Source organism: Candidatus Limousia pullorum (assembly GCF_057405065.1).
The window spans coordinates 1,585,750-1,599,618 of sequence record NZ_CM171614.1; the positions used below are offsets into that span (position 1 = coordinate 1,585,750).

The 13,869-nt window shown below is 52.4% G+C and carries 15 protein-coding genes; all 15 read left to right on the forward strand.

Annotated features, from left to right (window positions below; genetic code table 11):
* Positions 1–11: 11 nt before the first annotated feature.
* Positions 12–557 carry a hypothetical protein gene (locus CGICJO_RS07145; protein WP_486498364.1) on the forward strand — a complete coding sequence of 182 codons (546 nt, stop codon included), beginning with the start codon at positions 12–14 and terminating at the stop codon, positions 555–557.
* A gap of 63 nt (positions 558–620) precedes the next feature.
* Positions 621–1,553, forward strand: coding sequence for a conjugal transfer protein TrbL family protein (locus CGICJO_RS07150; protein WP_486498365.1), 933 nt, complete (start codon positions 621–623; stop codon positions 1,551–1,553).
* 87 nt (positions 1,554–1,640) lie between these two features.
* Positions 1,641–2,045 carry a helix-turn-helix transcriptional regulator gene (locus tag CGICJO_RS07155; protein WP_486498366.1) on the forward strand — a complete coding sequence of 135 codons (405 nt, stop codon included), beginning with the start codon at positions 1,641–1,643 and terminating at the stop codon, positions 2,043–2,045.
* A 94-nt stretch (positions 2,046–2,139) separates the two neighbouring features.
* Positions 2,140–2,988 carry a HipA domain-containing protein gene (locus tag CGICJO_RS07160; RefSeq protein WP_486500009.1) on the forward strand — a complete coding sequence of 283 codons (849 nt, stop codon included), beginning with the start codon at positions 2,140–2,142 and terminating at the stop codon, positions 2,986–2,988.
* A gap of 184 nt (positions 2,989–3,172) precedes the next feature.
* Positions 3,173–3,607 (forward strand): IS200/IS605 family transposase, encoded by a 435-nt coding sequence (tnpA, locus tag CGICJO_RS07165; protein WP_486498367.1) that lies wholly within the window; start codon positions 3,173–3,175, stop codon positions 3,605–3,607.
* Positions 3,608–3,761: 154 nt separating this feature from the next.
* Positions 3,762–4,511 carry a hypothetical protein gene (locus tag CGICJO_RS07170; protein WP_486498368.1) on the forward strand — a complete coding sequence of 250 codons (750 nt, stop codon included), beginning with the start codon at positions 3,762–3,764 and terminating at the stop codon, positions 4,509–4,511.
* Complete coding sequence (locus CGICJO_RS07175; RefSeq protein ID WP_486498369.1) at positions 4,512–4,772, forward strand: hypothetical protein; 261 nt, start codon at positions 4,512–4,514, stop codon at positions 4,770–4,772.
* Between the two features lie 5 nt (positions 4,773–4,777).
* On the forward strand, positions 4,778–5,383 hold the full coding sequence (locus CGICJO_RS07180) for a hypothetical protein (protein WP_486498370.1): 606 nt from the start codon (positions 4,778–4,780) through the stop codon (positions 5,381–5,383).
* Positions 5,364–6,161 carry a class B sortase gene (locus tag CGICJO_RS07185; protein WP_486498371.1) on the forward strand — a complete coding sequence of 266 codons (798 nt, stop codon included), beginning with the start codon at positions 5,364–5,366 and terminating at the stop codon, positions 6,159–6,161. The genes CGICJO_RS07180 and CGICJO_RS07185 overlap by 20 nt, the downstream gene beginning before the upstream one ends.
* Before the next feature lie 88 nt (positions 6,162–6,249).
* On the forward strand, positions 6,250–7,755 hold the full coding sequence (locus CGICJO_RS07190) for a DUF6788 family protein (protein WP_486498372.1): 1,506 nt from the start codon (positions 6,250–6,252) through the stop codon (positions 7,753–7,755).
* 195 nt (positions 7,756–7,950) lie between these two features.
* Positions 7,951–8,385, forward strand: a complete 435-nt coding sequence (gene tnpA / locus CGICJO_RS07195) for an IS200/IS605 family transposase (protein WP_486498367.1) — start codon at positions 7,951–7,953, stop codon at positions 8,383–8,385.
* Positions 8,386–8,939: 554 nt separating this feature from the next.
* Entirely contained in the window at positions 8,940–9,332 is a 393-nt protein-coding gene (locus tag CGICJO_RS07200; RefSeq protein WP_486498373.1) for a hypothetical protein, read from the forward strand.
* Positions 9,333–9,363: 31 nt separating this feature from the next.
* Positions 9,364–9,960 (forward strand): hypothetical protein, encoded by a 597-nt coding sequence (locus CGICJO_RS07205; RefSeq protein ID WP_486498374.1) that lies wholly within the window; start codon positions 9,364–9,366, stop codon positions 9,958–9,960.
* Positions 9,961–9,971: 11 nt separating this feature from the next.
* Positions 9,972–12,899, forward strand: a complete 2,928-nt coding sequence (mobP3, locus tag CGICJO_RS07210; RefSeq protein ID WP_486498375.1) for a MobP3 family relaxase — start codon at positions 9,972–9,974, stop codon at positions 12,897–12,899.
* A 39-nt stretch (positions 12,900–12,938) separates the two neighbouring features.
* A complete protein-coding gene (locus tag CGICJO_RS07215) occupies positions 12,939–13,862 on the forward strand; it encodes a DUF3991 and toprim domain-containing protein (protein ID WP_486498376.1) in 924 nt (307 codons plus the stop codon).
* Positions 13,863–13,869 lie beyond the last annotated feature (7 nt).

Genomic DNA, 13,869 nt, shown 5'->3' on the forward strand with positions numbered 1-13,869 from the left:
AGGAAAATGTTATGGGCTGCTGGGGCATTACGGCCTTTGAGTCGGACGCTGGATTGGATGCGGTGGATTTTATACGGAATAATCTGCCGGAGGACGGAAAGCTGCAGGTGCAGCGGGTGCTCGAAGAACTGCAGCAGGATGATTGGAACCGGCCGGACAACCCGAAAGACGGGCCGTCTCATACCAGCCCGATGGCACTGGCAGAGATCATGCTGAAGGTTATGGACAACATGCCGGACGGGCTGGACTACGATGATGAATGGGCGGAGGGGGACAGGAAGTTCTCAGCCCTTACTTCTTTTACGGCAGATAAAGAATCTATCGTATGGCTGCGGGATTATTTATCCGACACATTAAATTGCAGAAGACGGTTTGCAGAGCTCGACGCCCAGAAGGGGGAATACTACGGCGGTTGGTTTGAGGAGAAGGACTGGATCGGCTGGCAGAAGCATATGGAAAACCTGATTTCCCGGCTGGATGAACTTATCGCCCAGCCGGAGCAGGAGATTGAGTTTATAAAGACGCAGACGATGAAGGAAAACGGAATAACCATGTGATAACAAGAACGGGAAGCCCTGCGGATCCTGCAGGGCTTCCCTGTGAATAGGAGGTGAGAACGCATGTTTGACTGGTTGGGAGACATCATTGGAGGCATCGGTGACGCCATAGGAAGCGTATTTTCTTTCCTGGGCGAGCAGATCTCCAATGTAATCTTCGACACCATTCTTCAATGGTTCTATACGATCATCTACAATGCCGTTGCGGATTTTTTCACCATGATGGGCAATATGGGGGCGGAGATCTTCGACCTGGAATGGGTGGACGCAACGGTACATTTGTTTACCTTGTTTGGCTGGGCACTGTTCGTAGCCGGCGTGGTGGTTGCCATATTCGATGTGGCGATAGAATACCAAAATGGACGAGCCAACATCAAGACGACCGCCATCAACATCCTCAAGGGGTTCTTCGCCTGTTCCCTGATCGGCGTCGTACCTGTGCAGCTGTATAAGTTCTGCATCAGCCTACAGAATACCCTGTCCGGGGATCTGACGCAGATATTGGCAGGCCAGCAAAGCGCCGGGCTTGCCGGGACCAGTACCAGCGTCCTGGAAGGCAGTTTCGCTGTGGCAACGCAGACGACATTTGGGCTACTGAACCTGTTGTGTATGATCGCATTCGCCTACTGTGTGATTAAGATCTTTTTTGCCAATATTAAAAGAGGCGGCATCCTGCTGATTCAGATAGCGGTAGGATCGCTGTATATGTTCTCGGTGCCCAGAGGCTTTACGGACGGGTTTAACCAGTGGTGCAAGCAGGTCATCGCCATATGCCTGACTGCTTTTATGCAGACCACGCTTTTATTCCTGGGACTGCTCACCTTCCCAGGCAATATGCTCCTGGGGCTTGGCATCATGCTGGCAGCTAACGAAGTCCCGCGGATTGCCCAACAGTTCGGGCTTGACTCTTCGGTACGAGTCAACATGATGAGCGTTGTCCACGCCACCACCACGGCGGTCAACCTGACCCGCAGCGTGGCAAGGGCGGCGAAGTAAATGCAGATCTTTTGTTAAATCCCGCATAGCTTGCTTGACATTATTTCGGCATACCGATATAATAAAGGCAGAGAGGGTGTGAGTGGAATGACGATTGAGAATCTGCTGAAAAAGCGAAACATGACCAAATACAGATTGGCCGTAGACGCAGGAATCCCTCACGCTACGCTCAATGATATATGCAGTGGCAAGACAAGGCTGGAAAAATGCTCTGCTGAAACGGTGTATAAGCTGGCGAAGGCGCTTGGCGTGTCCATGGAGCTTCTGACCGTCGAAGGGATCCGTCAGGCCGAAAAGGAACGCTCCTATGAGTATGGGCTGCCCGCCTATCTGCAGCACGACCTGGACGCATACAAAGAGGGACTCAAAAACAAATCCCCCCTGCTGGACTGCCTGTGGGGAGAGCTCTACGGCAGTGTCAATATCGCAGAGATTAACGACGGGGCAATCACAAAAGAACATGCCGATTATCTGAGGGCGAAATACCTGTAAGGGAGTGATACAAGTGGCTGAAGGAATCGATTTTACAAGCTGCCGGCTCATACCCGGCAGAGCATACAACGGGGCGAACGGCAAGAAAATTGCCGTGGAATATAACGGCACGCTGTATATGCTGAAATTCCCGCCTTCCGGCAGGAATAAACCCACGGAGCTATCTTACACCAATAGCTGTTTCAGCGAGCATATCGCAAGCAGCATCTTCAATCTGCTCGGCGTAAGGGCGCACGAAACCATGCTGGGCACATTCAAGGTCGGCGGCAAGGATAAAATTATCTGCGCCTGCAAAGACTTTACGGCGGACGGAAAGCGATTCTTCGACTTCTGCTCCATCAAAAACACGATTCTGGAATCGGATTCAAATGGTATAGGGACAGAGCTTGAAGATATTCTCGATACCATCGGGAAGCAGCAATATGTATCGCCGGATGTGCTGGAAAAGCATTTTTGGGATATGTTCGTTGCAGACGCCCTGCTGGGAAACTTTGACCGGCACAATGGAAATTGGGGCTTCCTGTTCGATGAAGCTGCGGGGGAAGCAAGCCTTGCGCCGATTTACGACTGCGGAAGCTGTCTGCTGCCCCAGGCTGACGAGAGGGTCATGAACGAGGTACTCACGAACGAGGACGCTCTTCATGCAAGGATTTATCAGTATCCCACCTCCGCTATAAAGCAAAGCGACAGGAAAATCAACTACCGGGACTTCCTGATGGCGGCGGAATACGAGGGCTGCAACGAAGCGGTAAAGAGAATCGTCCCGCGAGTTGATATGGGCGCAGTAGATGCATTCATCGGAACGGCGCCTTATCTGTCCGACCTGCAAAGGGCATTCTATAAGCACTATATCCGTGCAAGATACGAACTGATCCTCGCCCCGGCGTTCGATTTGGTCACCGGTTTGGAGCAGGAGCCGGGACAGCCGACAATGGGACTGTAACAACAGAACATTTTATAATGAGGACGCTGAACATTCGGCGTCCTTTTTGTATATAGAAAACCACTCGCTAGGCGAGTGGTTCAAAAGAAGGCGACAGCCGGTGATGTAGAAAATAAAACTCCTTTTGTTGTAAAATAAGCTTGCGGTCTGGCAGCTGCAAGGACAACAAAAGGAGGACATTCAAATGAATGACATGAACATTTTATCACATAAGAAATGGAATTGCAAATATCATATAGTGTTTGCGCCGAAGTATAGAAGAAAAGTGTTCTATAAAGAAAAAAGAATAGAAGTAGGAAAAATATTAAGGCAATTATGTGAGTGGAAAAAAATAAAAATAATAGAAGCAGAAGTATGCCCAGATCATGTACATATGTTGGTAGAGATACCGCCGAAAGTATCAATATCAAGTTTTATGGGATACTTAAAGGGAAAAAGTAGTTTAATGATATACGAAAAGTTTCCGGAATTAAAGTACAAATACAGAAATAGAGAATTTTGGTGTAGAGGATATTATGTAGATACAGCTGGAAAAAATGCAAAGAAAATAGAGGAATATATAAAGCATCAGTTAGAAGAAGATAAGGCAGGAGAACAACTGACGATGCCTAATTTCTAAAACTCGTTTACGAGTAGCAAGTAACAAAATATGCAAATGTCAGATCGTACCAACGTGACGTGACACGTGGCTGGGAACAAAGGGTTATACCCGGCTATGAAATACCCCCGGCTTTGCCGGGGGATCATTATTCTATGCAAGGAAGGGATACAGCATGAAAGAAAACAAGGAGCTGGAGCGCCATGATATTGCCATCGACCGCGAGATGGAGGTGGACTGCGACATTGGGCAGGAAATCACGGTATATATCGAGACATGGTTCGATGTGGACAAAAAGTTCGGGACGCAGCTAAACGGTAACGACAGCGCATGGCTGAACCTGTACGGCAAATACAATCCCTATGAAGACACGCTCCGCATCGAATGCGAGATCGATGCGGATGACGGCCAGCCAAACCAATGGTTCGATTATGAGCCCACTGAGGGGGAGGCAAAGCTCATCAAGGAGATGATTGCCGAAACCATGCAAAGGGAATACAACCAGACGCCGCGGGAGTTTTGCGAAAGCGCCTTCGGCGACGAGCCGGTCTACCTCTATGAAAACAGGGGCAGACTTTCCGCAGAACAGATCGTAGAGAAGCATAAGCGGCTGCGGGCGTACTGCGAGGGACACGGGTATGAGCCGGAAGGGAGCCTCAGCATCTCCGTACCCATGGGCCGGTGCGGGGTTGAACTGGAGAACATGACCGGTTACTGCAAAAGCCGCGGGATCACGAGGATCCTGGTGGACAGGCTGCAGGATATCGGAAAAACAGACGATGAAATCAGCAGGACGGCCGGAGCCCTCTGCGCCCACGGGTTTGAAGTAGAGGTCGCAGGCAGCGGCCAGGTCTTTTCGACTGCAAATGAAGACGCCCTGCCGGAGGAGCAAGAACGGCAGGGACTTACGATGGGAGGGATATAATTGATCACCTACATTTACCCGCAGAACCTGAAGGCCACGGCCAACCTGTGGCTGTGGGGGCTTCGGGACTTTACAATTTTATGTGTGTGCGCACTGCTTTCCGTGCTGTCGCTGACCCAGCTGGGATTTATGATACCGGCGGCAGCGACCCTGTGCTTTGGATTTTTAACCATCCGTCTGGACGAAACCACAGTGCTGGACTTTATCCGGTATGCGGTGCGTTACTTTATTTCCACCCAACAGAGCTTTGAATGGAGGTGAGCGGAATGGCGAAAACAAAGGAAAAACGGCAGAAGAAAAAAGGAAGATCCACGCAGGAGCTGATCGGAGTCAAGAGCTTTACGAAATACGGCCTGGAAACCCAGAAAGGCGAGCTGTTGTTTTATCTGGTGGGTCCCACCAATATCTCCGTGCTCTCCAGGGTGAATATCGAGATTAAGATCCGGCACCTGATGATGGTGCTGTCAGCCATCCCGGATATTGAGATCGCCTGTACGGATTCCTGTGAATGCTTTGACGATAACAAAAGTTATTTACAGGAGCGCATGGATGAGGAACAAAATCCGAAGGTGCGCAGGATTCTGAAAAAGGATATGGAGATGCTGGACCATGTACAGGCCGAGATGTCCACGGCCAGGCAGTTCCTGTTTATCCTGCGGTGTAAGGGCATGAAGCCGGAGCAGATCTTCCAGACCGCCAACCGCACCGAGAAGGTCATCTCCGAGCAGGGCTTTGAGGTGCGCCGGATGAAGAAGGCGGATATCAAGCGGTTCCTCGCCATCTACTTTGGCGCCAGCATGAACGGGGATCAGATGCCGGATGTGGATGGTGAACAGTTCTATGAGGTGGAAGATGACGAAGAGGAAAATTAGGTTTCTCCTTCTTGCCATTCTGCTGTCGGCGGTTTTCGTGGTGTCCGGCATCCAAATCTATGGTGAGCTGGCTGCCCGGCAGAAAGAGAAAAATGAGTTTGAGGAGCTGGCCGCATTGGTAGAGGCATCGCAGCCGGATTCGATGCCGTGGCCGGATATGGAGCCAGAGGATGGCGAAGAAGCAATGCCCGAGCCAGAAGCGACCGAACCAGCTGGGGCAGAAGAAGCTCTGCGGGATTTATCGGCACTGTTTGCAAGGAACGGCGATTGCATCGGCTGGCTGTCCATCCCGGATACGGCGGTGGACTATCCCGTCATGCATACGCCGGAAAACCCGCAGAAATACCTGCGGCGCAGTTTTTATGGGGAATACAGCGTAAGCGGCGTCCCATTCCTGGACAGCCGCTGCAGCCTCGGCGGTGATAACCTGATCATCTATGGCCACAACATGAAGAATGGGTCGATGTTTGCAGGGCTGCGGGGATATACCGACTCCGATTTTCGTGCGGAGCATGGGCAGGTCGAACTGCAGACCGCAGACGGCCTGACGGTGTACGAGGTGTTCGCCGTGGTCAAGACCAACAACGTGGATCCATGGTATGCCTTTACCACAGCTGAGAACGAGGAAGCCTATGGGGAGGCCGTCCGTGCGATGCTTGCACAGGCAGCCTATACCAGCGGTACCGTGCCGGAGTATGACCAGCAGCTCCTCACCCTCTCCACCTGCTACGGCAGCAGCAAAAGCGGCCGTTTGTTGGTGATTGCCGCAGCGCCGTAAAGGCAATTCTTCCATGGCGTCGGCATATCACATTGACAAAAGGGGTTAAAACGGGGTATAATATACTCCAATGAAGGGAGGCACCGCCATGGATCCGCAGGAACTGCTCGCAAAGATTTCCGAGCTCACGAAAGAAATAGAAAAGCTGCCAAGGGGATATATCTCCCAAAAGGCCATTAACGGTAAGGTGTATTATTATCACCAGTGGTCGGAAAACGGGCAGAAGAAAAGCAGGTATCTGAAGGACGACGAGCTTGCGGCCCTGTCTGTGGAAATATCCCGGCGAAAGGAGCTGCAGGCACAGCTGAAGCGGCTGCGCTCCAAACCGAAGAAAACGCAAAGCGAGGTGACGCAGATGCAATATGTATTTATGCACCAGAGGATCGCTGTGTGCGATATTGAGCTGGACGACGCCACCGGCTCAATCCGGAAGATCGGCGCCATCCATGCGCCGGAGCATCTGCCGGTAGGCGTCCCCATCCGGAACGGCATGGCCGACCGCAAGGCGCTCAACGATTGGTGGACAGACCGCTGCATCCCCGAAAGCCGTTCCGGTGTGCGGGAGGCAATGGAAACGCTGAACATCACAAGCACAAGGGCGCTGCTGGTGAAATGCTATGGGCTGAGCCTTTCCGACCAGTATTGGATCTGCCCGAAGGACGCAAACCTCTCCTGGGATGAGGTCAACTTCTTTACCAATCCCTTCTCCGATGATATTGGCGACGTCCTGTTCGGCGCCGACCGCAAAGGCGATGCGTTGAATCTCAGCTCCCCGGACAACACCTCGGACGGCAACCTGAAAAAGCGCTGGCGTATGATAGACGGCAAACGGTGTCTGGTTAAGGGCGGCTCCAACCCCTTTCGTCAACAGCCCTTTAACGAGGTGATCGCAACGGGTGTGATGGAGCGTCTCGGCATTCCCCATGTGCCGTACACGGTGGCGTGGAACAAAGGTGCGCCTTACTCCATCTGTGAGGATTTCGCGGACGAAAGCAGGGAGCTGGTCCCGGCATGGCGTATCATACAGATGCAGAAAAAGCCAAATAATATCTCGGTTTATCAGCACTTTGTAAACTGCTGCGAGGCAATCGGCGTAAGGGACGCTGTGCCGTTTCTCGACCGCATGATCGTGCTGGACTATCTCATTGCCAATGAGGACCGGCATCTGAACAACTTTGGCCTGCTGCGCAATTCGGAAACGCTGGAATGGCTGGGGTTCGCCCCGATTTATGACAGCGGCTCCTCCCTGGGCTATGACAAGGTCGCTTCCCAGATACGCTCGGAGCGAGAGGTCGGCTGCAAGCCCTTCAAGAACCATCATGCGGAGCAGATCAAGCTGGTGTCGGATTTTTCATGGATTGATTTTGGCCGGCTTTCGGATGTAAAGGATCTGATCATCGAAACGCTGACCGCTGACGGTGCGGAGGAATATATGGACGCCGGCCGGATCGAGGCGATTACGGAGAGCGTGGAGCGGCGCATCCGAAACCTGTCTGAGCTTGCCATGAAGCAGACAGCATATCCGACAGCCTCCACCGAGGACGATGTAGAAGAAGATATCGCCGAGGACTACACTCCGAAAATGACATTGTAAAACCAAATATCAAAGTACAGATCAGTCGTTTTGCAGACAGCGAAACGGCTGATATTTTTGTATATAGAAAACCACTCGCTAGGCGAGTGGTTCAAAAGAAGGCGACAGCCGGTGATGTAGAAAATAAAACTCCTTTTGTTGTAAAATAAGCTTGCGGTCTGGCAGCTGCAAGGACAACAAAAGGAGGACATTCAAATGAATGACATGAACATTTTATCACATAAGAAATGGAATTGCAAATATCATATAGTGTTTGCGCCGAAGTATAGAAGAAAAGTGTTCTATAAAGAAAAAAGAATAGAAGTAGGAAAAATATTAAGGCAATTATGTGAGTGGAAAAAAATAAAAATAATAGAAGCAGAAGTATGCCCAGATCATGTACATATGTTGGTAGAGATACCGCCGAAAGTATCAATATCAAGTTTTATGGGATACTTAAAGGGAAAAAGTAGTTTAATGATATACGAAAAGTTTCCGGAATTAAAGTACAAATACAGAAATAGAGAATTTTGGTGTAGAGGATATTATGTAGATACAGCTGGAAAAAATGCAAAGAAAATAGAGGAATATATAAAGCATCAGTTAGAAGAAGATAAGGCAGGAGAACAACTGACGATGCCTAATTTCTAAAACTCGTTTACGAGTAGCAAGTAACAAAATATGCAAATGTCAGATCGTACCAACGTGACGTGACACGTGGCTGGGAACAAAGGGTTATACCCGTCTATGAAATACCCCCGGCTTTGCCGGGGGATCATTATTTTGTACTCAGGAAGCAAAGAAGATGCAAGAGACGGTGCTGTGGTCTGATGATGGAAATGTGAGCAGTCCAATTTAGTCTGGAGAAAATGAAAGCCACAGAGCGGTACAGGGGTCAATAGGGGAAGAAACAGAGGGATTATGCGCCCATGGACGAGCGACAGGACTGCGCGCAGATCTGGGTCGAATTGCAAGCAGGTGAAAGAGTCGGGGTTGCTTAAGCACCCCGACTCTGCTCACAGCAGCCAGCAATGCCGGCTGCAAAGGCGCTTTGACGCTTTATGAAGTCCACATATCTGTGGGTCGGTTACAGAGCCTGTGGGTCGGTAACCGGGGTTGCGGTTCGCCTTTGTCCCCGTGTTTACGGCGAAATGGTGTGGGTTGCATCAGGGGTTACGGTAGAAAAAGAAAGGAGTGAGCCGGATATGGCAAAAGCGGAGCAGACAAGAGAGACTAAGCGCAAATTTGCGCTGTGGATTAGGGAGTCCTCGCTGGATATGGCGAAGCAGTTATATAAGGAAGATAACTGCGCCTCCCAGAGTGAGTTCATCGAGAAGGCCATCCTGTTCTATGCCGGGTATCTGCTTTCGGGAAAGAGCAACAGGTACCTGCCCAACATCATCACCTCAACGCTCAAGGGCATCGTGGACGAAAGTGATAACCGCATGAGCCGCATGCTGTTCAAGCTGGCGGTGGAGCTTGCCATCACCATGAACCTCATCGCAGCGGCGCAGGATATCGATAGGGTGACGCTGGAGCTTCTGCGGGGGGGAATGCGTCAAAGAAGTCAAACGCATCAACGGTGCGTTTTCCTTTGACGACGCCGTGGACTGGCAGAAGGGATAGAAGATGGAGAAGGAACAACTGTATGAATACGCTGGGCGCCTGCGGCGAGAGCTTCATGCGCTGGTGGATCAGCACATGGATGATTTTGTAAAAAGGATAGGGGATGGAAATCTTTCTTCCAAAACGGTAATGGCCTGCTCCCTGGCGGGACCGGATTATTTTTTTAAAGGGAAGAAACCTGTGTCGGTCGTGCTGCCAGGAGGAGAAGAACGGCCATGCAAAACGTGGCGGGAGGCTGTCTCCATGATCCTGAAGGACTGTAATGCCGATGCGAAAATGCACGGAAGGCTTCTCGCCATCAGCGGAAAGGTTGCGGGACGGGAACGGGTCATCCTCGGCAGGACGGACAGGGGCATGGACAAACCGCTGAAGATTGACGACGGCATCTATTTTGAATCCTACTTTGATACGCAATACCTGCTTAAGGTAATGAAGGAACGGGTGCTGGATGCGGTCGGCTACGACTACAGCGGCATCCTTCTTTATGTTCGGGATCCTGCGCTGGAGAAAAAATTGCAGCAGGAAGCTGATTCATTAGAAGAGGATATGGAGACAGGACCGGAAGAGGAAACCGAAGGTCTCTCTATGGGTATGCTGTGAGGTGACGGGCGATGGCAAAGCTCATTACCAAGTTCAAATACATCAAGCCCGGAAACGGTGCGGGCAGCTACCTGAAATACATTGCGACCAGGGAGGGTGTGGAGAAGATCGATGATTCTAAAAAGCTGCTGCCGACCACGGCAAAGCAGAAGATCCTGATCGCAAAGCTCCTCCGGGATTTCCCAGACAGCCGGGAGATGCTGGAGTATGAAGATTACCGTGCCGAGAAAACCATTGGCGCCGCATCGGAGTTTATCACCCGTGCCATTGAGGATAACGCCCATTCGATGATGACCAGCAAAACCTATGCCGACTACATCGCCACCCGCCCGCGGGCGGAGCGCTTCGGTTCCCACGGCCTTTTTACCGATGACGGCGTCGAGATTAAGCTGACGGAGGTGTCCGAGGAGCTGAACCGGCATGAGGGGAATGTATGGACGGCCATCGTGTCCCTGCGCCGTGAGGATGCGGAGCGGCTGGGATTTAACCGGGGCGCACGGTGGCGGGACATGCTGCGAACCCAGACCCAGGCGCTCTCGGAGAACCTGAAGATCCCCATGGAGAATCTGCGATGGTATGCCGCCTTCCATAATGAGAGCCATCATCCCCATGTGCATCTTATTGCCTATTCGCTTTTGGAGAACGAAGGCTATCTCACAAAGAAGGGGGTGGAAAATCTGCGGTCCTCTTTCGCAAGGGATATCTTTGCACAAGACCTGCTCAGCGTTTATGAGCAGCAGACCGAGCACAGGGATGCGCTGAGAGCGGAGGGTAAAAAGTTGGCAGAGGAGATCGCTGCCGGGATCCATGCTGGAAGCTATGACAATCCTGTGCTGGAAAATAAACTGACGGAGCTGGCCGGGCGGCTGGCCAGAACCGGCGGAAAGAAGGTGTACGGATACCTCAAGGCCGATGTGAAGGATCTCATCGACAACATCGTGGATGAGCTGGCGAAGGATGAGCGGATCGCTTCCCTCTATTCCCTGTGGTATGAGAAACGGGAAGAAGTGCTTAAGACCTATACCATGGACATGCCGGCGAGGCTCCCGTTGTCCAGGAATCCGGAATTCAAGCCCATACGCAATGCAGTTATCCAGGCGGCAATGGAGATCATGGCAGACCGGGTTATGGAGGACGGGGCGGCGGATGAAGGGGCGGAGCTGTCGGGACCGGAAGCGTTCGCCGAGCCGGAACGCAGCGAGTCCGAACCTGTAGAGGCGGACATACCGTTTCCAACAGGCGGTGGGAGCAGGAGGAAAAAGACCTGGTGGACGGATAAATACAAGACGGCGAGAAGCTATCTGTACGGCACAAAGGATGTACCGCCTAATTTTAAGAAGGCCTTTGAGGGAATGCAGGAAGAGGCGGCGTCCGGAAACGGGCTTGCCATGTATGATCTGGGCAGGATGCACCTGTCAGGTCTGGGCTGCGAGAAAGACGAAGACGCTGCACAGGAATGGTTTGCAAAAGCGTATCAGGCATTTCTGGCAGAGGAGGGCAGAGCCAAAAAGCCGGGATATATGCAGTACCGCATCGGCAAGCTGTTCTCCTTTGGATACGGCGTGGAACAGGACTATCTACAGGCGGCAGCGTGGTACGAAAAGGCTGTCGCCAATGAAAATCCCTTTGCGGCATATGCGCTTGCGAGCCTCTACCGCAGGGGCCAGGGGGTGGAACAGGACAACGCGGAAGCCTTTCGACTGTACACCATGGCGGCCTCTGATGAGAACAGCCCCAATGCCTATGCAGCATACGAGCTGGGCCGGATGTATAAAGACGGCGTCGGTACGACTGCCGACAAAGCTGCCTCTGAATCCTGGTACCGAAAGGCATACCTGGGCTTTCTCTCCATCGAGCGCCAGATGGCAGATGATAAGCTCTACTACCGGCTGGGGCAGATGAACCTTACCGGAACCGGCACCGAGAAGGATCTGGATCTGGCGCGGGAGTATTTTGAGAAGGCTGCTGCGCTGGACAATGCAGACGCACTCTATGGGCTAGGAAAGCTCTACCTGGATCCACGGTTTGCAGGATGCAGCGCACCCAGAGCGGTGGACTATCTATTTGCCGCTGCGCAGAAAGGGCATGACTACGGACAATATGCGCTGGGGCGGCTGTTTCTTGCGGGTGAGGTGGTTCCGAAGAACCCGGCCTATGCCCTGACATGGTTGGAAAAAGCGGTAAAGCAGGAAAATCCGGCGGCGGAATACCTGTTGGGGAAAGCCCTGCTGCTTGGTGAAGATGCGCCGCAGGATCTGGCGCGGGGAGAAGCGCTGCTGAACAGGGCGATAGAAAACGGACATGAGTACGCCGCCTACGTACTGGGCAAAGCCTATCTGGAGGGCAGTGCAGTGGCGCAGGATATCCCCAAGGCTATCGGATACCTGACCATGGCGGCGGAAAAAGGCGCTGCACCTGCGGAATATGCCTTGGGCAAGCTGTTCTATCAGGGCGAAGCAGTTCCGAAGGATGTGGGGAAGGCGCTCTATCATCTGGAGAGCGCCGCAGAAAAGGACCACCCCTATGCCGCATACCTGGCGGGGAAGATCCGGCTGTCCGAGGAGGGCTATCTGGATGTGGAAAAGGCGGTCCGGCTCTTCGAGGCCGCAGCCGCCCTGGGCAACGACTTCGCGGAATACCAGCTGGGAAAGCTCTACCTTTACGGTAAAGATGTGTCCCAGAATATGGAGGCAGCCGTCCGCTGGCTGACGGCCTCGGCAGAACACGGGAACCAGTACGCCGCCCAGCTTCTCCACAGCGTTCGAAACAACAAGAACCTGTCAGTAGCTATGGCGTCCCTGCGTCTCTTGCACCATATCAGCCGGATGATTCAGAACCGTCTGGAGGACGAGCGCCGGGGTAAGGGCGGAACGATCATTGAGCGGAAACTTCGCCGTCAGATTGAGGAGAAGAAACAGGCGCTGGGGATCCGGCTGTAAATAGGTGTGAAAAGGTAAAACGAAAAGGAGAGCTGCATAGTGGCAACTAAATATGTTCATTTTACAGAGGATCAGAAGGAGCGCGCAAGGCTGACCGACCTTGCGGATCTGCTGTGCAGGCAGGGGCATACCCTGAAACGGTCGGGTTCGGAGTACGAATGGAAGAACGGCGGTGCAAAGATTACCATCCGGGGGAACCTGTGGTATCACCAGTATGAGCAGACAGGCGGAGATGCCATTGACTTTGTGCGGCGGTTTTATGGAATGGATTATCCAGAGGCGCTGGAATATCTCCTGGGTAACAATTGCGGTACGCTGAGGGTAGCTCCGCCCATAGAGAAGGGACCCCGCAAGCCCTTTGTGCTGCCGCAGGAAAATGAGAACATGCGCCGAGTTTATGCCTATCTTTTGCGGCGCAGAGGCATTGACCATGACGTCCTCAACACCTTTGTCTACAAAGGTATGATCTACGAATCCGCCGATTATCACAACGCTGTGTTCGTCGGCTTCGACCCGGAGGGAAAACCGCGCCATGTCCACAAGCGGAGCACCGGATCCGAGAGCAGCTTCAAGGGAAACCAGGACGGCAGTACGCCGGAGTACAGCTTCCACTGGAGGGGAACCGACAACCAGCTGTATCTGTTCGAGGCGCCCATCGATATGCTCTCCTTTATCTCCCTGCACAAGGAGGGGTGGCGGCAGCACAGCTATGCCGCATCCTGCGGCGTGTCCGATCTGGTGATGAGGCAGATGCTGAAGGATAACCCGCAAATCGATACGGTTTTTCTTTGCAGGGACAACGATGAACGAGGGCAGACGGCCAACCAGCGGACGGCGGAAGCACTCTTTGAGAAGGGAATCCAGCATAAGATCCTCATCCCGATCCGAAAGGACTGGAATGAGGATTTAATTGATCAAGCAGAAGAAACGGAGGAAGAAGTATGTGTGCAACCACAGCTCTGAGGAACAA